Below are 22,520 nucleotides of genomic sequence, written 5' to 3'. Positions count from 1 at the left end.
GGGCGGCAGCTCTCGCTGCGAGGCGTTGCCACAGATCTTGTGCGGTTCAGCCGTCCGGTCGGCCAGAAGCTCACAACTTCCCGGCGGCCGCCGTTGCGGGCGGTCGTTTTAGGGTATTTCGCGAGGTTCCTGATGACGATTCGGCGGGACGAGTGCTCCGGCCCGCAGATCCTGACGAGCGACCGTTCCTGTCGCGGATCAGGGACCAGGCGAGATCAACAGGGGCAAGGCCGGGGCCGGCTTGCGCTCGCGGTCGCGTTTGCCGCGTCCGCGCGACCACAAAGACAAGCCGGACCGGACCGGCTCGTGCTTACGGTCGCTATTTCGGCTTACACGCGACCGTGAGCGCCAGCCGAGCGGGCAGCCAGCCGCGCCCGGGCGGGTCAGGCGACGGGCGGCGGGTGCGGTGGCGGGGTGGGCGGAGGGTGGGGCTTGGGTTCGGTGGGTGGGTGGGGTTAGGTGGGTTGTTGCATGATCCAGGTGGGGACCGGGGTGGTGATGTGGGCGAAGAGTTGCCAGCCGGCTCGGCGGTACATGTCCACGTTGCCTGGTTTGCTGGTTTCCAGGACTGCGGGGAAACCGTCGGTGGCGGCTCTGCGCAGGCCCTCGGACATCAGGGCGTGGCCCCAGCGGCGGCCGGTCCAGTTGGGGTGGGTGCCGAGGACGCCGAGGTACCAGAACGGTTCCTTCGGCAGGGCTGAGTGCACCGCTTCGTCGTACTCTCGCATGCGCTCCATCTCCGAAGCCGGCAGCGAAATGGGTAGGGTCGGAGCGGGGGTCGCGCCGGTGAGGGTGGGTGGTTCCCAGATCGCGACCGCCGCGCCGGCTGATGAGCCCTCCCCCGCGATCCAGATCGAGTTCTGGTGGACCCGCTTGTCGAAGAGGTGCCCGAAGAACGCTGCGGCGTGCTCGGGATAGTCCCGTGGGAACAGATGACGGAGCACCGGGTCGTCGGGGAAGGCCGCGACGAGAGTGGTCACGACGCGTTCGCGGTGTGCCGGCGTGGCCAGCGAGATCTCGGGAAGGGACACGAGTTCGAACTCTAAACGCCGCACAACCCGCAGGGCATCCTAGGAGGCTAGGTTCTTGGGGTTCCGGCGTGCGCTAGCCTTGCGGACAGGCTGCCGCGCCGATCCCGGCTGTGGTGGACCGGGAATCGGCGCGGCAGCCCCAACGACGTCTTCCATCGTCACGCTGTCGGGATGGTGTGCCCGTTCGCCGCCAGCCACTGGTCGAAGGTCTTCAGCCGCGGGTTCAGCTCGCGGACCGCGTCCAGGTCGCGGACGCCGGTGAAGTAATCCTCGAACTCGGTGTAGTACTGCAGCATGTTGCCGGCCTCGTCAGCGCCCGGGAAGCCCAGGCCGCGGTACGCGTCGTGGGTCAGCGGGCGGTACACGACCGGCTCGCCGACGGCCCGGGAGAGGCCCGCCGCGATCTGCTCGCCGGTCAGGTGCTCACCGGCGATGTGCACGGTCTGCCCGACCAGCTCGCTGCCGGCCTTGAGGATTCCGTACGCGGTCCGGCCGATGTCCTCGACCGCGATCCCGGCCAGTTTGCTGGAGCCCATCGGCAGGGAGAGCGTGAGCACGCCGTCCGCGTCGCGGGTGGCGCCCCAGCCGTTAGCGAGGTTCTCCCAGTAGAACGTGGTCCGCAGGAACGTGGTCGGCACACCCGCCGCCCGGAACAGCTCGTCCGCCTCGGCCTTCGCGTCGAAGTGCGGGACGTTGTAGGTGCCCTGCAGCGTCGGCATCCGGTCGTCGGTGACCGGGATGTGGTCCCGGGTGTCCTCCAGCGTCGACCAGATCACGTGCTGCAGACCGGCCCGCTTGGCCGCGTTGACCAGGTTGGTGGCCTCCTGCAGCTCCTTCTCCGCCGACATGTGCGCCCAGAAATCCGTCACCAGATAAGCGCCGTACGCCCCGGCGAACGCCGCCGCCAGGCTCTCCTCGTCGTAGTTGTCGGCCTGCACCACCTCGGCGCCGAGCTTGGCCAGCTCCTGCGCCTTCGGCGAGGTGACGTCCCTGGTCAGCGCGCGTACCGCGTAGCCGCCGTCGGGGTCGTCCAGGATCGCCCGGACGAGACCGCCACCCTGCGAGCCGGTAGCTCCGACGACCGCGATGACCTTCTGCTCACTCATGTCAACCACCCTCGAAAAGAAGTTCAAATCTTAAGGACTTGATCCGTGGAACCTGGGCATGGCATCGATAATTCCCGATTGATTGAGGCGCCGGTCACACTCGGCCGGCGGTGGCCCGGGGAGGTCATCGGTGATCGGCGTTTTGGCATTCCGGGCGGCTGGGGGTGGCCGGATCGATAAGTTGTCCGTGAGACCGGTTCACGCAGGTCCCAGGAGGAACGACGATGTGGCAGCCGACAGAACGAACAGGTCCGGTCGTCCTGCTTGTCGAGGACGACGAGGACCTGCGCGAGGTGACCTCCCAGATGCTGGAGTTACGCGGCTTCTCGGTCATCGCGGCACAGGACCCGGTCAGCGCGCTGATGAAATGCCGGGTGCACGATGGCCCGATCGACGTGCTGCTCACCGATCTAGGGCTGCCGGGAGTCTCCGGCGGCGAGCTGTCCCGCTCGGCCGCGGCCGTACGACCACAGATGAAAGTGGTGTACGTGTCGGGGCTCCCGGAGGCAACAGCGGTGAAGAAAGGCCTGATCAAGGCCGGTTCACCGTTCATCACGAAGCCTTACACCGCGGACATCCTGGCAGGGATGCTGCGCAGTGTGCTGGCGCAGGGAACGGCAACGCCGAGTCGATAGCCGATCCGCAACCCGGTGCACCCTTGTGGCTCTCAAACCCGAGGCTCCGGGACCCGATAAGTCTGGCACAAGGCCGCCAAGCCGGACGGCCTGCCAGACATCGGGGGAACACACCATGGCGTTCATCAACGTTCTCGTCTCGTACATCCGCGCCGCTCACAAGTCGGACGAGGGCGCGACCGCCGTCGAGTACTCACTGCTCGCGGCACTGATCGCCGGCGGCCTGATCCTCGCGGTCACGAACCTCCGCCAGGACATCGTGGCGATGATCTCGACGCTGATGGCCGCCATCTGACGAAAGGCAACGGCGAACGATGAGGTTCGCGCACGCTCGCATCACGCCCCGTCTCGGGCCGGCTTCGTCGAAGTCGCCGGCCCGGGGGGACGATGGCGTCGCGGCCGTCGAGTTCGCGATCATCCTGCCGATCCTGCTACTGATCCTCTTCTCGATCATCGACATGGGCCGGATGCTGCAACAACAAATTCAGATGACCGAGGCGGCCCGCGAAGGTGCCCGCCTCGGAGCGTTGAACGGCACCTCCACCGACGTGAAGAACAAGGTGCAGAGCATCGTGGGCGCCGGCGTCACCCTGACCTACGGGACCACGCCGACCCTCTGCACCTCCGCATCCGTCGCGGGCTCCGACTCGGTCGTGACCATCACCCGGCCGTTCCAGCCCGTCACGCCGCTCACCAGCATGATCAAGCGGCTGAGCAACCACACCATCCCTCCCGTCACGCTCAAGGCCACCGGTGTGATGGCCTGCATCGGCTGATCATCGGGTAATCCTGATCAGCCTCAACGGGCGTCCTTCACCTGAGAAGGTGGAGATATGCGACGGCGCATCCTCATCCTGCTCGCCGCGCTCCTGCTGGCCGGAATCAGCGGTACCGCAGTCCTCTCGTACGCACGCTCGGCCGACCGCCGTGCGCTCAGTGGCAACCAGGGCCTGTGGGTCCTGGTGGCCAAGCAGCGCATCCCAGCGGACACGCTGGGTTCGGCCATCCGGGAAAAAGGGCTCACCGAGCGCATCCTGGTCCCGGCGAAGACCGTGCCGGACGGCGCTCTGACCGTCTGGGATCCCGACCTGGACAAGCTGCGGCTGACCGCACCGCTCGAGCGCAGCCAGTTGCTGATGCGGCCGCTGTTCCAGTCACCGGTCAAGGCGTCGCCATCACCGACCCGCCGGATCAAGGTGCCCAAGGGCCGGCTCGCCGTGAGCGTCGCGCTCAGCGTCGCGCCGCAGGTCGCCGGTGACCTCGAACCCGGTGACACGGTCGCCGTCTACGCCTCCTGCATGCTCGACATCGTGGGCGGCGAGCTCGACGGCAAACAGGACAAGCGGACCCGCCTGCTGCTGCCGGACGCCAAAGTGATCACCATCGGCGAGGCGCCGACGCCGGCCACGCCGGCGCCGGCCACCCCGTCGGCCACCGCCGTGGCGTCGGCCGACGCGTCACCGTCGCCGTCGGCGACCAGCAAGTACGACACCTCGCCCGGCACCACGTCGACGACGCTCCAGCGATATGTCGCGACTCTCTCCGTCGACGCGACCGACGCGCAGCGACTGATCCACGCGACCCAGCAGTGCGCGCTCTACCTGGCGCTTCTGGGACCGAAAGCAACACCCACCGTCGGGGAGTGGGTCAACTCGCAGGAACTGTTCGAATGAGCCTTTACGTTTACGTCGAGCCCGACGAGGACCGGCGCGAGGTCATCGGACCCCAGTTCCGCGAGGTCGGCTGCACCGTGCTGACCAGCATGGCCGAACTCGAGGTGCATCTGCCGCGCTATCCCGAGACGATTCTGGTGATCCTCGGCGCGACGGTCGACCTCGGCGAGGCGCTGATGTTCACCGCGTACCAGCGGCTTCAGCGTCCGCTGATCGGGGTGGTGCTGATCCGGCACACCCTGGAGCCGGACATCGTGCTGCAGTGTCTGCGCTCCGGCGTACGCGAGATCGTCGAGGAGAAGGACCAGCAGGGTCTCCGGGACGCGACGATCCGCTCGATCGACCTTTCGAAAGCGCTGAGCACCACGATGCGCAGCGCCACCGACGCCGCGCCGTACGCGCGGGTTATCACCGTTTTCGCCGGCAAGGGTGGTTGTGGCCGCAGCGTCGTCGCGGTCAACCTGGCCGTCGCGCTGGCGGGCGGCGGGCGACGCGTACTGATCATGGATCTTGATCTTCAGTTCGGTGACGTCGCGATCATGATGAAGCTGGCGCCGGACCGCAGCATCGCCGACGGCCTCTCGATGGCCGGCCGCCTCGACGAACAGGGCCTTCGCTCGATCATCACGTCGGCACGCCCAGGCCTGGACGCGCTGCTCGCGCCGGCCAGCCCGGCCGAGGGCGAGGGCGTCCGGCGCGAGTTCGTGGTGGAGCTGCTCGACGTGGCCCGGCCGCTGTACGACTTCATCGTCGTCGACACCCCGGCCGTGGTGACCGACCAGGTCCTCGCCGCCCTCGACATGTCCGACTGGTACGTCCCGATCGTCACGCCCGAGCTGCCCACCCTGAAGTCGGTGCGGCTCACCGGCGAGATGTTCGACCTGCTCAACTATCCGAAGGATCGCCGGCTGCTGGTCTTCAACCGGGCCAACACCCTGGTCGGCCTCACCCCCGCCGACGTCGAGGAAGCGGTCGGCATGGGATTCGCCGTGCAGGTGCCGTCCAGTCGCGACGTGCCGGTCTCGGTCAACCAGGGCGAGCCGCTCACCGCGACCGACCCGCTGCACCCGGTCAGCCGGGCCATCCGGGAGCTCGCCGACCGGTGCGCCGGCGTCGAGACGGCGCCGCAGCGCCAGCGGCGCTTCTTCAACTGGAAGAAGGTGAGTTGATGAGCCTCTCCGCCCGTCTCGCCGCCGCACAGGGCAAGGAACCCGATGAACGCGGTGGCAGCGGCCAGTCCGGCGCCGACCGATACCGCGCCGCCGGCGCCCGGCCACCCACCGACCAGGTCAACGAGGTGCGGCTGCGCCTGCAGCGCAAGCTCGCCGACGAGCTCGGACCCACTCTGTACGGCAACGCGCCCGGCAGTGGCGGCGACGACCTCGACGCCCGCGTCCGGGAGGCCCTGAACGACCTGCTGGCCCGCGAGGAGACACCGCTGTCCGGCAACGACCGGGCCCGGATCATCCGGGAGGTCATCGACGAGGTGCTCGGGCACGGGCCGATCGAGTCGCTGCTGCGCGACCAGTCGGTCACCGAGGTCATGGTGAACGGCCCGCATCTGATCTTCGTGGAGCGGTTCGGCCGGCTCGAGAAGGCGCCGGCCGAGTTCGACGACGAGTCCCACCTGCGCCGGATCATCGACCGGATCTGTTCCCGGGTCGGCCGGCGCGTCGACGAGTCGAGCCCGATGGTCGACGCCCGCCTGCCGGACGGCAGCCGGGTCAACGCCATCGTGCCGCCGATCGCCCTGGACGGGTCGTCGCTGACGATCCGCAAGTTCTCCTCGGTGCCGCTGACCGTCGGCGACCTGCTGTCGTACGGAACGCTGACCCGGCAGGCCGCCGAGTTCCTGGACGCCGCCGTGCGCGGCCGCCGCAACGTCCTGGTGAGCGGCGGCACCGGCTCCGGCAAGACGACGATCCTGAACATCCTCTCCGGATTCGTACCGGCCGACGAACGCATCGTCACCGTCGAGGACGCCGCCGAACTCCAGCTCGACCAGGAGCATGTGGTCCGGCTGGAGTCACGCCCGGCAAACTCCGAGGGCCGCGGCACGATCACCACCCGCGACCTGGTCCGCAACGCGCTGCGGATGCGGCCGGACCGGATCGTGGTCGGCGAGGTCCGCGACGGCGCCGCGCTGGACATGTTGCAGGCCATGAACACCGGCCACGACGGGTCACTGACCACTCTGCACGCGAACACGCCGCGTGACGCGCTCTCCCGCCTGGAGACCATGGTCCTGATGGCCGGCATGGAGTTGCCGAGCCGCGCCATCCGTGACCAGATCGCCTCGGCGGTCGACATGATCCTGCAGGTCAGCCGCTTCAAGGACGGCACCCGCAAGATCACCCACATCACCGAGGTGGTGGGCATGGAAGGCGAGGTCGTCACCCTTCAGGACATTTTTCTGTACGACCCGAACGCCGGCGCCGAGACACCCGGCAGCACCGGAGGCCTGCGTCCGACCGGCGTACGCCCGAACTTCACCGACACCCTCGCCATGTACGGCGTGACCCTGCCGGCCACCATGTTCGCGGGCCGCCGGAGGTGACCCCGTTCCTGGTAGCGATCATCTGCGCCGTCACCGCGGCGTTCGTTACCGCGTACCTTCTCATTGATCTTCTCTTCGGCCGCACGCCGATGCAGCGGCGTCTCGCCGCGCTGAAGCTCTTCACCGTGCACCGCGAGCACGTGAAGATCCCACTGCTGCGCCGGATCCTGAACGCGGCAGGCAAGTATCCGTTGAAATATCCGGCGCTGATCCGGCTGGCCGAACGCGACGCCGGCCTGCTGGACCGGATCGGCGGCGTGCTGAAACCGACCGAGTGGCTGGTCATCCGGTTCGCGACCGGCGCGGTCCTCGGGCTGGCCGCCGTCATCCTGACCCGGTTCTTCCTGTCCCTGCCGATCGGGCTGATCCTGGGCTTCTTCGCCGCGAACGGCGGCCTGCTGTTCTTCATCAAGCGGCGTGAGAAGACGTTTGCCGACGAACTGCCGGGCGCGCTGGGCCTCATGATCAGTTCGCTGCGGTCCGGTTTCACGCTGCACCAGTCCGTCGAGGCTTCGGTACGCGACGACGAGGGCCCGGTCGCCGTCGAGCTGCGCCGCGCCCTGGCCGAGACCCGGATCAGTGGCAACTTCGAGGACGCGCTGGAACGCATCGGCGAGCGGGTGAACAGCTCGGAGATGGTCTGGCTGGTCATGGCGCTGCGCCTGCAGAGGGAGGTCGGCGGCAGCCTGGTCGACGTCATGCAGACCACCGCGGACACCATGCGGGAGCGTGCCTATCTGCAGCGTCACGTACGGGCGCTCTCCGGTGAGGGCCGGGTTTCGGCGTACGTGCTGACGGCGATGCCGATCGTCTCCGGCGGCGCCATCTACCTCACTGAGCCGGGTTACCTGGAACCGCTGGTCACCGAGACGGCGGGGTTGATCATGCTGGGTGTCGCGGTGGCCGGCGTGGTGCTCGGCGCGCTCTGGCTGCGTGTGGTCGTCAAGGTCGAGGTCTGACCCGTGACCGCCCTGATCGTCGCGCTGATCAGCCTGCTCCTCGCGGTCGGGCTGGCCGCCACGGCGGTGCTGATCCCGCCGCCGCGCCGCGAACGGGTCCTGAAGACCCTGGCCAAGTACACCCGCGGCGACGCGCCCGACAAAGACGAGCAGGACGACAAGGACGAGTCGGCGATGAGCCGGCTGCTCTACCGGATCGGCTCGATGCTCGGTCCGCCCGGCGACCGGGAACGCCTGATCCGGGGCCTGGACCGGGCCGGCAACCCGCCGGACTGGCCGCTGACCAAGGTGATCCGGATGCGGCCGATCGCTGCCGCCGGTCTCGCGATGTTCTGCTCGGCGCTCGGCGACACCTGGAAAGGCGACCCCGGCTCGGTGATCGGTGCGATCGCCGGGTTCGTCGGCGGGTGCCTGCTGCCGCAGCTGCTGGTGAACAACGCCGGGGTGAAGCGGCAGGAGCTGGTCCAGCGCAGCCTGCCGGACGTGATGGACGCGCTGGTCATCGGCGTCGAGGCTGGTCTCGGCCTGGACTCGGCGATGGACCAGGTGGCGCGGACCATGCGCGGGCCGATGGCTGACGAGATGCACCGGGTGCTCCAGGAGATGCGGCTCGGTGTCTCGCGTACCGTGGCGCTGCGCTCGTTGTCCGGGCGTACCACGGTCCGTGACCTGAAACGCCTGGTCACCGCGCTGGTGCAGGCCGGTGACCTGGGCATCTCGGTTGCGCCGATCCTCCGTGAGCACGCCCAGGACCAGCGGGTACGCCGCCGGCAGCGGGCCGAGGAGCAGGCGCAGAAGATCCCGGTGAAACTGCTCTTCCCGGTGCTGTTCTGCATGTTCCCGGCGATCTTCGTGATCATCATCGGGCCGGCCGTGCTGGAGCTGTCCGGAGCCTTCGGGTAATCCTCATGTGGCGGTTTGCCCCGCCGATACTGCCCTCGTGCCGACCTCGCTGATCGACCTCGAACAGGCCCGTGTCGCTGCCCTGCACGAGTACGGGCTGCTGGACAACCCCGCCGACGACGAGCTCTCCGCGGTCATCAGGATCGCCGCGACCATCGCCGACGTGCCGACGGCGGCGCTCAACCTGATCGACGAGACGCGGCAGTGCCAGATCACCACGATCGGGTTCGACGGCTGCGACACCTCGCGCGACGACTCGATGTGCGCTGTCGCGTTCCGGGACGGCAAGATCATGCACGTGCCGGACGCGAGCCGCCACCACGTCTTCGCGACCAACCCGTGGGTGGACGGCCGGCTCGCCGACGTCCGCTTCTACGCCTCCGCGCCGCTGATCACCCCCAACGGGTACGCGCTCGGCACGGTTTGTGTCTTCGACACCGTGCCGAAGGTCCTCGGCGAGCGGCAGCTGCAACGCCTCGAAGATCTGGCCCAGGTGATCGTCGGGCTCTTCGAGCGGCGTCGTCAGGCCCTGCTCAACGGCAAGCTGGCCACCGAGGCCGAGCGCAACCGCAAGTTCACCGAGAGCCTGCTGGAATCGGTCGACGTCGGCATCGCCGCCGCCGACGCGCAGGGCCGGATGACGCTGCTCAACCGGGCTGCCCGGCACTGGGGCGGTGCCGCCGCCGACCCGGACGCGGCGCCCTGGATCGTCGCCGAACGCTGCGAGGTCCTGGCCGCCGACGGTGTCACCCCGCTGCCCGAGGACCAGCGCCCGCTGCGCCGCGCCCTCGACGAGGACGTGGTCACCGACGCCGAGATGGTCCTGCGTACGGTCGACGGCGAACTGATCAACCTGGTCGCGAACGGCCGCAGCATCGTCAGCGACGCCGGTGAGCGGATCGGCGCGGTGATCGCGATGACCGACGTGACGGCCGACCGGACGCACCGCCACAAGCTCGAAGCGGCACAGGCCGAGCTGCAGCGATCCAACGACGAGCTGGAGGGCTTCGCCGCAGCGGTCAGCCACGACCTGGTACGCCCGCTCGCCAGCGCCAGCGGTTATCTGGAACTGCTGGGCCAGCTGTACGGCGACCGGCTGGACGAGCGGGCCGCCAAGTGGCTGACCGGCGCGTCCACCTCGATGGGCCGGATGCAGCAGCTGGTGCAGGCGCTGCTCTTCTACGCCCGGGCCGGCAACGCGCCCTGCTCGTTCGGCGCGGTACGCCTCGCCGAGGTGGCCGGCGGCGTCACCGACGACCTGCGGACCCTGATCGACGCACAGCGCGCCGAGGTGGTGACCGACGGCGACCTCTGCCTGGACGCCGACCCGACCCTGCTGCGGCAGCTACTACAGAACCTGGTCGACAACGCGATCAAGTACCGCCACCCGGACCGGCTGCCCCGGGTCGAGATCGCCGGGACGGCCACCCCGGGCGGCTGGGAGATCACCGTGTCGGACAACGGCTTGGGCATCCCGCCGGCCGACCGGTTGCGGGTCTTCGACATGTTCGCGCAGGTGGATCCGGCCGCCCGCAAGGGGCACGGTATCGGCCTCTCCACCTGCCTGCGCATCGTCGAGCGTCATCACGGCACCATCACGGTGGACGGCTCACCTCTCGGCGGCACGACCATCACTGTCACATTGCGGCGTGACCGTGCCGCCAGTACCCGATGAAGTCGATGTTCTGCTTCGGCACCTGCCGCTCACCGACGAGGTGGCGGCGGGCGCCGGTGGCCAGCGCCGACTCACCGACCAGGTACGCGTAGACGTCGCCGGCCGGGAATGCGACGCGCTGGAGTTCCTGGAGGGCGAGCGTGCCCGGCACCCCGTCGGCGCCGTCCCGGGTCACCCAGATCAGGTCGACACCCTCGGGAACCCGGAAGTCCTGTTTGTCCCGCAGGGACGGCAGCTCCACGATCGCGATGCCCTTGGCGTCGGCCGGCAACGACTCGCAGACCCCGGCCACGGCCGGCAGGCCGGTCTCGTCAGCGACCAGCAGTGTCCACTCGTGGCCCGCCCGCGGGTTGTAACCGCAGCCCTGATCGAGCAGGCCGACCTGCTCCCCCGGCTTGGCGGAGAGGGCGAACGAGCTGGCCGGGCCGCTGTGGCCGTCGGCGTCCACGTGCACCACGAAATCGACGTCGAGCGCGCCGGGGCGGTGGCCGCGGACCGTGTAGCACCGGACGTAGGGGCGCTTCTGCTTGGCGGTTGCGAGGTATTGGGCGTACCAAAGGCCTGATGTTCTGGTCGGTAGTTTCAAGGTGTCCTGGCCGGGGCGGGCCAGGAAGAGCCGGAACCACTGGTCGTAACCGAGAGGCGTGAACCTGTCGAGTCCGTCGCCGCCGAGGGTCACCCGGACCATGTTCGGCGAGATTCGTTCGGTGCCGGTGACCTCCAGCATGAGCACATGCGGGTCGACCGGCTTACGAATCTTGTAGTTGGACATCGAACGGACCTCCGGGGCAGTGGCGGGCGAGATAGGCGCCCGGCGTCTCACCGAAGTGCCGGCGGAACGCCAGGATGTAACCGTTGGCGCTGGTGAATCCGACCCGAGCGGCGACCGCGCCGACCAGGTTCCCTTTCGCGAGCAGGTCCAGCGACAGGTTCAGCCGCAGCCGGGTCCGCCACTCGGTGAAGGCCAGCCCGGTCTCCGCCCGGAAGGCGCGGCGCAGGCTGGTCGAGCTGGTGAAGAAGACCGACGCCCACTCGGCCGCGGTCCGGGCGTCGGCAGGCTGTTCGGTGAGCTGCCGGGCGACCGCCCGCGGGATCCGGCTCTGCGGCTCGGGCAGCGGCAGCCGGCTGCCGCGCAGCGCCACCAGGGTCGCGAAGAGCTCGGGGCAGCCCAGCCCTTCGTCACCGGACCGGGCCCGGGCGAGCAGGCTGCGCCGGGCCAGTGGTGTCATCTCCACCGCGGTCGCCGCGCGGTACGGCAACCGGTTCTCCCCGGCGTCGAACTCCTCCGCGATGACCAGGGCGTCCGGGCCGAAGCGGGCGCTGTGCTCGATGCCGGCCGGCATCCACAGGCCGGACGCGCCCTCGATCACGTGCTCGGCGCCCTCGGCGGTCACCACGATCCGGCCGAGTGGCACGTAGAGGAACTGATGCTCCTCGTGGGTGTGTGGGTCGTGGCCCCACTCGGCGAGAACCGCGTCCAGCAGAGCTGTGTCCGTCACGGCATTCCTCCCCGTCTCGGGCGTTCGCCTTCCGCTGTGGACCCGGCGAGTGCGGGTAAGGGTACCCTAAGTGTGCTGCGGGGATGACGAAGCGGCTTCTCGTTTGGATCGGGAGTGCCCGGTCACCCGTACCCTCGCTTGGTGTCCAGCCGCAACATGCGCACCACCGTGACGTTTCCGATCGTGCTGCGGGAGTTGACCGTGCTGAGGGTCGCCGACATCAACGACGGCACTCGCAGGGTCACGATCGGGGGCCCGCAGCTCGGAGCGTTCCACCGGGACGGGCTGGACCTGCCGGCGCTGCGGAGTGTTGGCTTCGACGACCACGTCAAGCTCTTCTTCGCGGCGCCGGGCGCCGACCGGCCGGTGCTGCCCAGGCAGGCCATCGCCAGCCTGGACTGGCCGGTCGACGCCCGTCCCATCGCGAAGGACTACACGCCGCACCGGGTCACCGCCGACGAGGTGGACCTCGACTTCGTCCGGCACGGCACCGGGCCGGCCGCGAGCTGGGCCGAGAACGCCGCTGCCGGCGACACCATCTGGATGGCCGGGCCGAAGATGTCGCAGAGCCACCCGGCCGGCGCCGACTGGATCGTCGCGGCCGGGGACGAGACCGCGCTGCCCGCCTTGCGGCGGTGGCTGCGCGAGATGCCGGCGGGCACCCGGGCGCGGGTTTTCGTCGAGGTGACCGACATGGATCGGTGGCAGGAGCTGCCGACGGCGGCGGATGCCGAGGTCACGTGGGTCAACGGAAGTCTCATGACGCTGGCCGAGGCGGTCATGGCGATGCCGTGGCCTGATGGGAGGGTGTTCGCCTGGGTGGCCGGGGAGGCCGGGGCGATCCGGCCGTTGCGGCGGTATCTGCGGGTGGAGCGCGGGTTGCCGGCGGAGCAGGTGGAGATCACCGGGTATTGGAAGCGGACCGCTTCTCCTGCGGCGGCGGCCTCCGTTGCCGAGGACGGTGACGACGCTCATGAGCGGCTTCATGAGCTCGCTGAGATCACGCCGGGGCTGGCGATCCGGGTGGCGGTCACGCTGGGCATCGTCGGGTTTGTCGACCGGGGTACGAACACGCTCACCGCACTGGCCGACGCCACCGGGCTGGAGGCGGGCGCTCTCGAACTGCTGATGACCTATCTGACCGGTCTCGACGTGTTCACCATCGACGCCGGCGGATTCGGGCTCACCGAGGTCGGCGAAGAACTGCTCGACGACGGGGACGAGTACCACCTGGAAGGTCCGGCGTCCGTTCTGGAGTTCGCACTGCTCGGCCTCGCCGGGCGGGCGGTCGCCGGGCAGTCGCTGGGCTCGCTGTTCGAACGCGAACCCGGCCTCGGCGGTCCGGCCCGGGCCGCCGTCGAGGACGCGGCCATCTGGATGGTTCCGAAACTGATCACTGCGTACGACTGGTCGGAGTCGACCGCTCTGTTGGCTGCCGGGCATGCGGCGGGTGCCGCGCTGAACGCCATCGGCCGGGAACATCCGCATCTCGCGCTGACCGTGGCTGCGCTGCCGTCCGCGCTGGCCGTGCTGCGCGAACAGGTTCTCGACGCGGAGGTTGCCGAGCGGGTCGAACTGGTCGCCACGTCGGGCGCTCTGCCCGTCCGAACCGGGGCCACTCATCTGCTGGTGCGGCTGCTCGATTGGCTCAGCGATGAGGACGCCGGGCATCTGCTGACCGAATTCGCCCAGGCGCTGCCTGCCGGGGCCGACGTGGTTCTGGTCGAGGAATATCGGCCTGCCGATGATGATGACGAGCTTGAGGATATCGAGCAGGATCTGTTGATGCGGGCCGCGTTCGGCAGTGGCCGGCGTAGCGTTTCGCGGATCGGCGAACTGCTCGGTGATTCCGGGTTCCGCGTTCTGACCAGCGTCGACATAGGCTGGTCGCACCGGGTTTGGCACGTTACGCCGGGTTGAGCGGGGTCCGGCAATGTCTTTGCGTGCGGTGCGGGCGGGAATGCGGAGAATGACGGGATGGGCCGAGTGCTTTTGGGGCGTGGTCTCGGCGTACTGATGGCCCTGCTTTTGATCTTGCTTGCTGGGTGGTCGTTGCAGCGGAAGTTGATCTAGTTTCCGGGGCGGCCGGCGCCGGCGCTCGCGCCTGGCGTGAGCGCCGTTACATTGAAGACCGCCGATGGGCTGCGGCTGGGTGCGTGCAGAGTGCCGAGGTGGCGTCGCGGGCCGGGGGTCTCGTGCGGGTCGTGGTGATCGAGAGGGCTGATCACAACGACAGGGTGCTGGTGAGTGGGCCGGGGGTGCTCGAGGCGGTGAGTGCGGTGCTGCCGTGAGCTCGGCTGGCGCGCACGGTTGCAGTCCGCGGACCAACGCGACCAGGTATGCGGGGCTGGGTCGCCCTTGTGGTCGCGTTTTCGGGTCTCGCACGACCACAAGCACAAGCTACGCGGGGTCGGCTCGCGGTTGGCAGCTGGCGGGCTCGCGGCCGGCGGGCTGGCAGCCGGCGGGCTCGCGGCCGGCGGGCTGGCAGCCGGCGGGCTCGCGGCCGGCGGGCTGGCAGCCGGCGGGCTGGCGGCCGGCAGCTCTGAGTGGCAGACCGCTCCGACCGGCTTAACGCTTTGGTCGCCGTGATGCTCAGCCGGCCACCCGGCTGTCGCCCACGGCTGCCGGCTTAACACCACGGCCGCCCTCACGTACAGCCAGCAACCGTCAGCGCCAGCCCACTCCGACCGGCTTAACGCCGTGGTCACCGTGATACTCAGCCGGCCACCCAGCTGTCATCCACGGCTGCCGGCTTAACACCACGGCCGCCCTCACGTACAGCCAGCAACCCTGAGCGCCAGCCCACTCCGACCGGCTTAACGCCGTGGTCACCGTGATACTCAGCCGGCCACCCAGCTGTCATCCACGGCTGCCGGCTTAACACCACGGCCGCCCTCACGTACAGCCAGCAACCCTGAGCGCCAGCCCACTCCGACCGGCTTAACGCCGTGGTCACCGTGATACTCAGCCGGCCACCCAGCTGTCATCCACGGCTGCCGGCTTAACACCACGGCCGCCCTCACGTACAGCCAGCAACCCTGAGCGCCAGCCCACTCCGACCGGCTTAACGCCGTGGTCACCGTGATACTCAGCCGGCCACCCAGCTGTCATCCACGGCTGCCGGCTTAACACCACGGCCGCCCTCACGTACAGCCAGCAACCCTGAGCGCCAGCCCACTCCGACCGGCTTAACGCTACGGTCGCCGTGCGCGACAGCCAGCAGCCGCACGCGACAGCCGACAGCCGACAGCCGACAGCCGAACGGCCTGCTTGACGTCATGGTCGCCGTGGGCGACAGCTTGGCTGGCGGCTGAGCACCACAACCGGCCGAGCGCTACGACCGGCTGGGCGGTGTGGGGGCTGTGGTGGTCAGTGGCGGGCTAGTTCGGCGGCGATCATGGCGGCTGTTTTCTGGGGGCTGCGGAGGACGTCGTTGGCGGTGAAGCGGAGCACGATCCAGCCGGCCATCCGTAGCTCGTTGACGCGGGCCAGGTCGTGGCGGAACTGGTCACGGTCGCGATGGTGGTCGCCCTCGTATTCGGCGGCCACCCTTTTCGTGTGCCAGCCCAGGTCCACTCGGCCGATCAGGTGGCCGTGATCGTTGCGTACTTCGTATTGAGGCTGTGGCGTGGGCAGGCCGGCGTCGTGGATGAGAAGTCGCAGCCGCGTCTCCATCGGGGATGCGGCGCGGGGGTCGGCGAGGCGGATCACTTCCTCCGCTTGTGCGGTTCTCGGCCAATGCCGGCGTTCGCGGACCATCTGGGATAGCGCCGGCAGGTCCAGGCGACCCGTGCCGGCCAGTGCGTCGACCGCTACGAGAGCCTCGGTGCGGCGGAGGCGGCGGGCCAGATCGAACGCCGTTCGCTCGGGCGTCGTGACCGGCGGCCCAAGAGGCGCCGTCACCGGCGGACCAAAAGGCGCCGTCACCGGCGAACCTAGAACCGTCATGTCGGCTTCGTCGAGGACCGTGTAGTGCGGAACCATTCGGCCGTGGCCTCTGATCCTCCGGTCGCGGGGAGTCACCACCGAGACGAGCGCATCGGGCCGGATCAGGTCGGCTCCCCAGAGATAGGCGGCGCTGAGGCCCCCGATTGCCGCGCCGGCCGGCAGCAACAGGCCGGCCGCGATGCACCAGGTCCGATGATCGATCGGCAGCTCACGACGGACGTACACATCCGGTAACAGACGCCGCCAGTCATCGCCTCGCAGCCGGGATCGGGTGATGAGGCCTGCGGTGATTGCGGCGGAGCCGCGGAACGGGGCTGACGTGGGTGGTGCGGGCATCGGGACAGGGTGACCGAAACCGGAGGAGATCGCCGGGTGCCCTGTGGACAACTGCGGCCAGGTAACGAGAGCCACGTGCGGCTTGGTAAAGGACAACGGCGAAAGAGACTGTGAGCGGAAGACCCGCTGACCTGTTGGTTAGGGTGGCCTAACCATGAAACGAAGCCTGCTTCTTCGCGCGATCAAGCGCCACCGCGGCCGCCTGGCCGGCGGGGTGGCGCTGCTCTGTCTGCATCAGGCCACCGAGGCGCTGGTGCCGGTTGTCATCGGGCTGGTCATCGACCGGGCCGTGGCCACTTCGGACATCGGCGCGCTCGTCCTGACCCTGGCCGGGCTGACCGTGTTGTTCACCGTGCTGGCGATGGCCTGGCGGTTCGGGTCGCGGCTGAGTTATGGGGCGGCTGAGCGGGAAGCGCACCTGCTCCGGGTGGAGATCGCCGAGCGGGCGCTGGACCCGCGTGGCCGCAAAACCGGGCTGCGTGACGGTGAGCTGCTCAGTGTGGCGGCCGGTGACACCGAGCACGCGGTGGACGCGATCCGGGCGGTCGGGCTGTCCGCGGCGGCGTGCACGGCGTTGCTCGTCTCCGCCGTCGCACTAATCGTCGTCGATCCGCCTCTCGGGATCGGTGTGCTGGTAGTCGTACCCCTGGCGCTTCTTGCGTTGCAGTGGCTTGCGCCGCTGCTCACTCGCCGCAGTGACGCCCAGCAGGCGGCTCTTGCCGAAACGACCGCGACAGCGGTCGATCTGGTGACCGGCCTGCGGGTGCTGCGCGGAATCGGCGCGCAGCACCATGCCGCCGAGCGCTACGCGGCGGCAAGCAAACACACCCTGGTGCAGACGCTGCGGACGGCGAATACAAAGGGCCTGCATCTGGGCCTGACCACCGCGGTGAACGGTCTGCTGCTCGCGGCCATCACCGGTGTCGCCGGCTGGCTGGCGCTGCGCGGTGACATCACGATCGGTGAGCTGGTCGCGGTGGTGGGTCTTGCGCAGTTCATCGCCGAGCCGGTGCAGACGCTCGGCTGGTGCGTGCAGCTGTTCGCGACCGCGCGTGCTTCCGCCGGGCGCGTGTCGAAGGTTCTCGACGCGCCGCCGGCGATCACGCCGGGTGAAGGACGCGTTCCGGCGCCGGCTTCCGACCGGGTCGTTCTTCACGACATTTCGTACGGTGGACTCCAGCGGTTCGGCCTGAGCGTGAGAGCCGGTGAGGTGCTCGGGGTGCTCGCCTACGACCCGCGCGACGCCGAGGCGCTGCTCGCCCTGCTCGCCGGCAATGTGGCGAAGGACGAATACCAGGGAACGGTACGCATCGACGGCGTGCCCGCGGAGACCCTCGCCATCGCCGAGGCCCGTGGTGTGGTGCTGGTGGAGCACCACAACGTGACGCTGTTCGAGGGGTCGCTGAGGGAGAACCTGGGCGACCGCCCCGACGAGGAGCTGCTGGCGGCGGTGCACGCGGCCGCGGCGGAAGACGTGCTGACCGGAGGTCTCGACCACGAGCTTGTCGAACGCGGCGCCAACCTCTCCGGCGGCCAGCGGCAGCGGGTCGCGCTCGCGCGGGCGTTCGCCGCCGATCCCCCGGTGCTGGTCCTGCACGACCCGACGACCGCCGTGGACGCGGTCACCGAGGCGCTGATCGCGGACCGGCTCGCCGAGGCACGCGGGCAGTCACCGCGCGGCACCATCGTGATCACCAGCAGTCCGGCACTGCTGCGGGCGGCACACCGGGTCACCGTGCTGGACGGCGGCACGGTGGTCGCCGAGGGAACCCACGACGAACTTGTCGCGGCGCAGCCGCGTTACCGGGAAATGGTGCTCCGATGAGCCGGCCGCTTCTGCCCACCGCCACCGCCCGCGAGACGTGGGCGGTGACCCGGGCCGAGTTCGCCCGGCTGCCCGGTCTGAGCACGGCCGCGGCGGTCCTGCTGGTCGGCGCGTCGGCGACCGGCCTGGTCGCGCCGTGGGTGCTGGGCCGCCTCGTCGACGACGTGATCGCGGGCGCCGGAACCGAACAGTTGCTGTACCGGGTCGCCGTCATCGCGGCTGCCGCGGTCGTCGGTGGTCTGCTGACCGCGGCCGGGGCGGCGGTCTTCGCCCGGCTCGGTGAGACCGTGCTGGCCCGGCTGCGGGAACGGGTCGTCGACCGGGCGCTGCACCTGCCGTCGGCCACGCTGGAGCGGGTCGGCACCGGGGATCTGGTCGCGCGTACCGGTGACGACGTCGCTGTGGTCGCGACCGCGATCACCGGTGGCGGGCCGCTCTTCGTCGGCGCGTTGCTGTCCATCGTGCTCACCGCGGCCGGGCTCTTCGCCCTGGACTGGCGGCTCGGCCTGGCCGGCCTCGCCGCCGCGCCCGGGTACGCCCTCGCGCTCCGCTGGTACCTCCCGCTCTCCGTTCCCTACTACGTCAAGGAGCGGGTCGCCTCGTCGGAACGAGCGCAGGCCATGGCGGGGGCACTGCAAGGAGCAGCGACGGTACGCGCGTACCGGCGGGAGCGGGAGCAGACGGATCTCATCGAGCAGCGGTCGCAGGTCACCCGTGATCTGGCGCTGGACGTCTTCACCATCTACACCCGGTTCAGCTCGCGGATCAACCGGGCCGAGCTGGTCGGGCTGTCGGCCGTGCTGATCGCCGGGTTCCTGCTGGTCCGCGAGGACATGGCGTCGGTCGGTGCGGCTACCGCGGCGGCGCTCTACTTCCACCGGCTGTTCAACCCGATCGGTCTGCTGCTGATGGAGGCGGACACCGTGCTGCAGGCCGGGGCGAGCCTGGCCCGGCTGGTCGGGGTCGCGTCGCTGCCGCTGCCTCCTGAGGCCGCGCCGCTCAAGCCGAGTGGAGCACGGCTCGAGGTCACCGTCGCCGAACACCGTTACGAGGGCGGGCCGGTGGTCCTCGCCGGCGTCACGCTCACCCTCGAGCCCGGGGAACGGGTGGCCCTGGTCGGTGCCAGTGGCGCCGGCAAGACCACTCTGGCCGCCATCGCCGCCGGGATCATCCCGCCTTCTGACGGGGCGGTACGGCTTGGTGGCGTACCCCTGACCGACCTGGGGGAATCCGCGACCCGGCGGCGAATCGCCCTGGTCAGCCAGGAGGTGCACGTCTTCACCGGACCGCTCGCCGACGATCTGCGCCTGGCCCGGCCGGACGCGAGCGACGACGAGCTGACCGCCGCGCTGGAGCGGACCGGCTCGGGCGGCTGGCTGCGCGCCCTGCCGGACGGCCTCGCCACCCACGTCGGCGAGGGCGGGCACCGGCTGACCGCCGGCCAGGCCCAGCAGCTCGCCCTGGCCCGGCTGATCCTGGCCGGCCCGGACGTGGCGGTCCTGGACGAGGCGACCGCCGAGGCGGGCAGTTCCGGCGCCCGTGATCTGGAACGGGCCGCGGTCGCCGCGACCGAGGGCCGGACCACGCTGATCGTGGCGCACCGGCTCACCCAGGCGGCCGCGGCGGACCGGATCCTGGTCATGGACGAGGGCCGGGTCGCCGAGGAGGGCAGCCACGAGCAGCTGCTGGCGGCCGGCGGCCGGTACGCCCAGCTGTGGAAGGCCTGGCAGACGAATTGAGAACGAGCTAGAGCAGGCCCAGCCCGTTCGCGTGGGTCACCGCCTCGCGCCGGCGGGCCGCGCCCAGCTTCCGGTAGATCGACCTCAGGTGTGCCTTGATCGTGTTGACCGAGACTCCCAGCTCGGTGGCGATCTCGCTGGCGGTGAGCACCGAGGGCAGGAACTGGAGGACCTCGATCTCGCGTTCGGTCAGCGGCTCGGCCAGGGTCGCATCCGGTTCCGGCTTGCGCAGATGTTCCGCGCCCAGGATCCGGAACGGCCGGGCGACACCCTCCTGTGCGGCGAGCGCGACGGCCCGGGCCGCTGCGGCCGCGCCGCGCGCCGCGTCGACACGAGCCGCCTCGCTCCTGGCTGACTCGCCCCTGGCCGCCTCACCCCTGGCCTCGGCCGCCAGCGCGATGGTGATCCCGGCGGTGACCGCGGCGAGCGGGTCGGCGCCGGCGAGCACCCGGTTGAGCTCCTCCGCGCCCTGGCCGAGGGCGAGGCGGGCCCGCCCGAGGAGGACCAGCTCGGCCGGGGACAGCCCGGCCACCTGGCCCAGCCGTTCCACAACGCGTGCGGGTTCGCCGAGCGCGAGGTCGATCTCGCTCTGCACGGCGTCCAGCCAGCGGTCGATCAGCGGCGCTCGCAGTGCCGGTCCGGCGTCGTCGCGGGCCTGCCGCAGCACGGCCGCGGCCGCCGCGGGATCACCGAGCGCCAGCGCCAGATGAGCCCGGACCAGTACCGACACCACAGCCAGTGTGGCCTCCGGCGGGTCGGCGGCGGAATGTTGCGAGTTGCGGAGCACCACCTGCGCCTCGGCATGCCGGTCCCGTTCGACCTCGACGAGGGCCAGGGCCAGGCACGCCGCGGTGACCTGGATGCTTGCGGTGGCGCCGATCATCTCGGCCTGGCCGTACGCCGTGCAGGCACGCCGTTCGGCCTCGCGCAGGGATCCGCGGAAGTACGCGATCAGCGCGAGATGGCCCTCCGCGTTGATCTCGGCGAGCGGCATGCCGAGGTCACGGGCTTCGGCCAGGCCTTCGCTCAGGTACCGGTGCGCGTCCTGGAGCCGGATCAGCCACATCAGGGCGAGACCCTTGTTGATCTTCGCGGTCACGCGCACGTACGGCACGATCGGCAGTGTCATCGGGCCGGCGTCGCGCAGCCGGGCCAGGACGCCGCCGGTGGCCGCCACCACTCCGGGCATGTCCCCGGTCACGCGCATGACGGCGCCCGCCTCCATCATGTCGACGGCGAGGTCGACGGCGAGGCGCTCGGCCGGCGACCGGCCGGCCATCAGCTCCCGCGCCCGGCTGATCAGCCCCGGCAGGGCACGGTGCTCGCCGGCGAACACGGTCTGGATCGCCGCGCAGACGACGAACTCCGGGGTGGTGATCAGCAGCTCCGGCGGGATCCGCTGGAGCACCTCGGCGAACGTGCGCCACTGGGCGGAGAGGGCGATGCCGGGTCCGAGGGCGACGACCAGGTGGCTCAGATAATCCCAGTCCTCCGCCTCCGCGGCGTGCCGTAACGCCTCGGCGGCCCGCCGCTGTCCGGCGTACCAGCGGGCGGCCAGGCGGTGCAGTTCGGCCACCTCGTCGGGCGCCTCCCGCCGCATCGTCCGGCGCAGCTCGGCGCGCAGCTGACCGTGGTACCGGGATCCGGACACCAGACCGGTGCGTCGTTCCAGGAGGGCCAGCGCGCGCCGGCTCCCGGTACTGCCGGTGAGCGCGTCGGCGAGCTCCGGCGACACCTCGTCCACGACGCTGGTCCGCATCAGGAACCGCCGGATCGCCGCGTTCTGCCCCGCGATCACCTCCCGGGTCAGGTAGTCGCCGATCACCTCGCCCGGGTCGTTGCCATGTGTGACGGCGGCCAGGCGCAGGCCGACCGGCCAGCCCTCGGCCGCCGCGACGATCGCGCCGGACGACGCGGTCACGGTGCCGGGCCGCAGCATGGCGATCAGCGCGGCCGCCTCGCGGTCGTCGAACCGCAGGTCGGCGGTGCTGATCGGGAACAGCCTGCCGGACGACCGCGGCACGTGCAGCGGCAGATCCGGCTCGGTCCGGCCGAGCAGCACGAACCGCAGCCCGGCCGGTTGCCGCCGGATCAGGGCGGCGAGCAACCGCATGGCCGGCGAGCCGTCGATGGCCTGGAGGTCGTCCAGAACCAGCGGGACCGGCCGGGCGAATCCGGCGCAGAGCCGGCGCAGCCCGGTCTCGTCGGAGACGTGCCCGAACCTGCCGGGCACCGAGGCCGGTGGAAACGCGGCGTGCAGCGCCGCAGCGACCGCCGAGCAGAAGGCCGGTCCGGTCGAGTGCAGCCGGCGCAGCGTCAGCCAGGCGACCGGCTGGGGACGCCGGGCCGCCCAGGCGGCCGCGAGCGTGGTCTTTCCCCAGCCCGGACCGGCCCGGACCAGCGTCACCCCTCTCTGCACGCCGTCGTCGAGCAGCCCGTGCAAGCGCGGGCGTATCAGATGCGGTTCGGCTATGGCAGGTTGTTCCGTCGAACTCATGGCTCACCCCGTGATCGACTCGGGGCGCGACCGCGTAAACCGGCTCTCGGTGGTGAGGGGCCCGGCCGTCACGCCAACGGCACAGTGCGTCATCGTCGCATCAGAGCAGGTCATAAACCATCAGCTAGACGACACAA

At 70.2% G+C, this 22,520-nt stretch carries 19 protein-coding genes; 13 read left to right on the top strand and 6 right to left on the bottom strand.

Annotated elements, in window-relative coordinates; genetic code table 11:
• Positions 1–455: 455 nt before the first annotated feature.
• Together ACQP2E_RS09585 and ACQP2E_RS09580 are read right to left on the bottom strand one after the other, a co-directional pair.
• Positions 456–1,031: a GNAT family N-acetyltransferase gene (locus tag ACQP2E_RS09585; protein WP_433829962.1), complete on the bottom strand. Its 576-nt coding sequence runs from the start codon at positions 1,029–1,031 to the stop codon at positions 456–458.
• A 158-nt stretch (positions 1,032–1,189) separates the two neighbouring features.
• Entirely contained in the window at positions 1,190–2,137 is a 948-nt protein-coding gene (locus ACQP2E_RS09580; protein WP_433829960.1) for an NmrA/HSCARG family protein, read from the bottom strand.
• Positions 2,138–2,361: 224 nt separating this feature from the next.
• On the opposite strand from ACQP2E_RS09580, the gene ACQP2E_RS09575 reads away from it, so the two are divergent.
• The 9 genes from ACQP2E_RS09575 to ACQP2E_RS09535 all read left to right on the top strand — a co-directional run bounded on the left by ACQP2E_RS09575 (position 2,362) and on the right by ACQP2E_RS09535 (position 10,539).
• Positions 2,362–2,772: a response regulator gene (locus ACQP2E_RS09575; protein ID WP_111649970.1), complete on the top strand. Its 411-nt coding sequence runs from the start codon at positions 2,362–2,364 to the stop codon at positions 2,770–2,772.
• A 115-nt stretch (positions 2,773–2,887) separates the two neighbouring features.
• Positions 2,888–3,067 (top strand): Flp family type IVb pilin, encoded by a 180-nt coding sequence (locus tag ACQP2E_RS09570; RefSeq protein WP_433829957.1) that lies wholly within the window; start codon positions 2,888–2,890, stop codon positions 3,065–3,067.
• A gap of 19 nt (positions 3,068–3,086) precedes the next feature.
• A complete protein-coding gene (locus tag ACQP2E_RS09565) occupies positions 3,087–3,548 on the top strand; it encodes a TadE/TadG family type IV pilus assembly protein (protein ID WP_433829955.1) in 462 nt (153 codons plus the stop codon).
• 57 nt (positions 3,549–3,605) lie between these two features.
• Complete coding sequence (locus tag ACQP2E_RS09560; protein WP_433829953.1) at positions 3,606–4,445, top strand: RcpC/CpaB family pilus assembly protein; 840 nt, start codon at positions 3,606–3,608, stop codon at positions 4,443–4,445.
• Positions 4,442–5,614, top strand: coding sequence for an AAA family ATPase (locus tag ACQP2E_RS09555; protein WP_433829951.1), 1,173 nt, complete (start codon positions 4,442–4,444; stop codon positions 5,612–5,614). Before ACQP2E_RS09560 ends, ACQP2E_RS09555 begins: the two co-directional genes overlap by 4 nt.
• On the top strand, positions 5,614–7,002 hold the full coding sequence (locus ACQP2E_RS09550) for a CpaF family protein (protein ID WP_433829949.1): 1,389 nt from the start codon (positions 5,614–5,616) through the stop codon (positions 7,000–7,002). The genes ACQP2E_RS09555 and ACQP2E_RS09550 overlap by 1 nt, the downstream gene beginning before the upstream one ends.
• Positions 6,999–7,961, top strand: a complete 963-nt coding sequence (locus ACQP2E_RS09545; protein ID WP_433829947.1) for a type II secretion system F family protein — start codon at positions 6,999–7,001, stop codon at positions 7,959–7,961. The genes ACQP2E_RS09550 and ACQP2E_RS09545 overlap by 4 nt, the downstream gene beginning before the upstream one ends.
• Positions 7,962–7,964: 3 nt before the next feature.
• Complete coding sequence (locus ACQP2E_RS09540; RefSeq protein WP_433829945.1) at positions 7,965–8,864, top strand: type II secretion system F family protein; 900 nt, start codon at positions 7,965–7,967, stop codon at positions 8,862–8,864.
• A gap of 37 nt (positions 8,865–8,901) precedes the next feature.
• Positions 8,902–10,539 carry a sensor histidine kinase gene (locus tag ACQP2E_RS09535; protein ID WP_433829943.1) on the top strand — a complete coding sequence of 546 codons (1,638 nt, stop codon included), beginning with the start codon at positions 8,902–8,904 and terminating at the stop codon, positions 10,537–10,539.
• Here ACQP2E_RS09535 and ACQP2E_RS09530 read toward each other — a convergent pair.
• Positions 10,502–11,311, bottom strand: coding sequence for a siderophore-interacting protein (locus tag ACQP2E_RS09530; protein ID WP_433829941.1), 810 nt, complete (start codon positions 11,309–11,311; stop codon positions 10,502–10,504). The genes ACQP2E_RS09535 and ACQP2E_RS09530 overlap by 38 nt on opposite strands.
• A complete protein-coding gene (locus ACQP2E_RS09525) occupies positions 11,289–12,038 on the bottom strand; it encodes a helix-turn-helix domain-containing protein (RefSeq protein WP_433829939.1) in 750 nt (249 codons plus the stop codon). The genes ACQP2E_RS09530 and ACQP2E_RS09525 overlap by 23 nt, the downstream gene beginning before the upstream one ends.
• 141 nt (positions 12,039–12,179) lie before the next feature.
• On the opposite strand from ACQP2E_RS09525, the gene ACQP2E_RS09520 reads away from it, so the two are divergent.
• Both ACQP2E_RS09520 and ACQP2E_RS09515 read left to right on the top strand, forming a co-directional pair.
• Complete coding sequence (locus tag ACQP2E_RS09520; protein ID WP_433829937.1) at positions 12,180–13,958, top strand: SIP domain-containing protein; 1,779 nt, start codon at positions 12,180–12,182, stop codon at positions 13,956–13,958.
• A 236-nt stretch (positions 13,959–14,194) separates the two neighbouring features.
• Positions 14,195–14,329 carry a hypothetical protein gene (locus ACQP2E_RS09515; protein ID WP_433829935.1) on the top strand — a complete coding sequence of 45 codons (135 nt, stop codon included), beginning with the start codon at positions 14,195–14,197 and terminating at the stop codon, positions 14,327–14,329.
• 1,078 nt (positions 14,330–15,407) lie between these two features.
• Here the strand turns inward: ACQP2E_RS09515 and ACQP2E_RS09510 are convergent.
• Complete coding sequence (locus ACQP2E_RS09510) at positions 15,408–16,322, bottom strand: DUF559 domain-containing protein (protein ID WP_433829933.1); 915 nt, start codon at positions 16,320–16,322, stop codon at positions 15,408–15,410.
• A 154-nt stretch (positions 16,323–16,476) separates the two neighbouring features.
• Here ACQP2E_RS09510 and ACQP2E_RS09505 point away from each other — a divergent pair, with 154 nt between their 5' ends.
• Positions 16,477–18,147: an ABC transporter ATP-binding protein gene (locus tag ACQP2E_RS09505; RefSeq protein WP_433829930.1), complete on the top strand. Its 1,671-nt coding sequence runs from the start codon at positions 16,477–16,479 to the stop codon at positions 18,145–18,147.
• Positions 18,144–19,886: an ABC transporter ATP-binding protein gene (locus ACQP2E_RS09500; protein WP_433829928.1), complete on the top strand. Its 1,743-nt coding sequence runs from the start codon at positions 18,144–18,146 to the stop codon at positions 19,884–19,886. Before ACQP2E_RS09505 ends, ACQP2E_RS09500 begins: the two co-directional genes overlap by 4 nt.
• A gap of 7 nt (positions 19,887–19,893) precedes the next feature.
• Here the strand turns inward: ACQP2E_RS09500 and ACQP2E_RS09495 are convergent, their stop codons facing one another.
• A complete protein-coding gene (locus ACQP2E_RS09495; RefSeq protein ID WP_433829926.1) occupies positions 19,894–22,383 on the bottom strand; it encodes a LuxR C-terminal-related transcriptional regulator in 2,490 nt (829 codons plus the stop codon).
• Positions 22,384–22,520 lie beyond the last annotated feature (137 nt).

It is taken from the genome of Actinoplanes sp. CA-015351, assembly GCF_050955685.1.
Classification (GTDB): domain Bacteria; phylum Actinomycetota; class Actinomycetes; order Mycobacteriales; family Micromonosporaceae; genus Actinoplanes.
Note: the sequence above shows the minus strand (reverse complement) of the source record. Positions and strands in the feature narration are given on the sequence as shown.

Bases quoted from the DNA above. Each gene is read 5' to 3' on its own strand.
- ACQP2E_RS09505 (WP_433829930.1), top strand. From the start codon at position 16,477: ATGAAACGAAGCCTGCTTCTTCGCGCGATCAAGCGCCACCGCGGCCGC.
- ACQP2E_RS09580 (WP_433829960.1), bottom strand. From the start codon at position 2,137: ATGAGTGAGCAGAAGGTCATCGCGGTCGTCGGAGCTACCGGCTCGCAG.
- ACQP2E_RS09555 (WP_433829951.1), top strand. From the start codon at position 4,442: ATGAGCCTTTACGTTTACGTCGAGCCCGACGAGGACCGGCGCGAGGTC.
- ACQP2E_RS09560 (WP_433829953.1), top strand. From the start codon at position 3,606: ATGCGACGGCGCATCCTCATCCTGCTCGCCGCGCTCCTGCTGGCCGGA.
- ACQP2E_RS09500 (WP_433829928.1), top strand. From the start codon at position 18,144: ATGAGCCGGCCGCTTCTGCCCACCGCCACCGCCCGCGAGACGTGGGCG.
- ACQP2E_RS09570 (WP_433829957.1), top strand. From the start codon at position 2,888: ATGGCGTTCATCAACGTTCTCGTCTCGTACATCCGCGCCGCTCACAAG.
- ACQP2E_RS09530 (WP_433829941.1), bottom strand. From the start codon at position 11,311: ATGTCCAACTACAAGATTCGTAAGCCGGTCGACCCGCATGTGCTCATG.
- ACQP2E_RS09550 (WP_433829949.1), top strand. From the start codon at position 5,614: ATGAGCCTCTCCGCCCGTCTCGCCGCCGCACAGGGCAAGGAACCCGAT.
- ACQP2E_RS09495 (WP_433829926.1), bottom strand. From the start codon at position 22,383: ATGAGTTCGACGGAACAACCTGCCATAGCCGAACCGCATCTGATACGC.
- ACQP2E_RS09575 (WP_111649970.1), top strand. From the start codon at position 2,362: ATGTGGCAGCCGACAGAACGAACAGGTCCGGTCGTCCTGCTTGTCGAG.
- ACQP2E_RS09510 (WP_433829933.1), bottom strand. From the start codon at position 16,322: ATGCCCGCACCACCCACGTCAGCCCCGTTCCGCGGCTCCGCCGCAATC.
- ACQP2E_RS09565 (WP_433829955.1), top strand. From the start codon at position 3,087: ATGAGGTTCGCGCACGCTCGCATCACGCCCCGTCTCGGGCCGGCTTCG.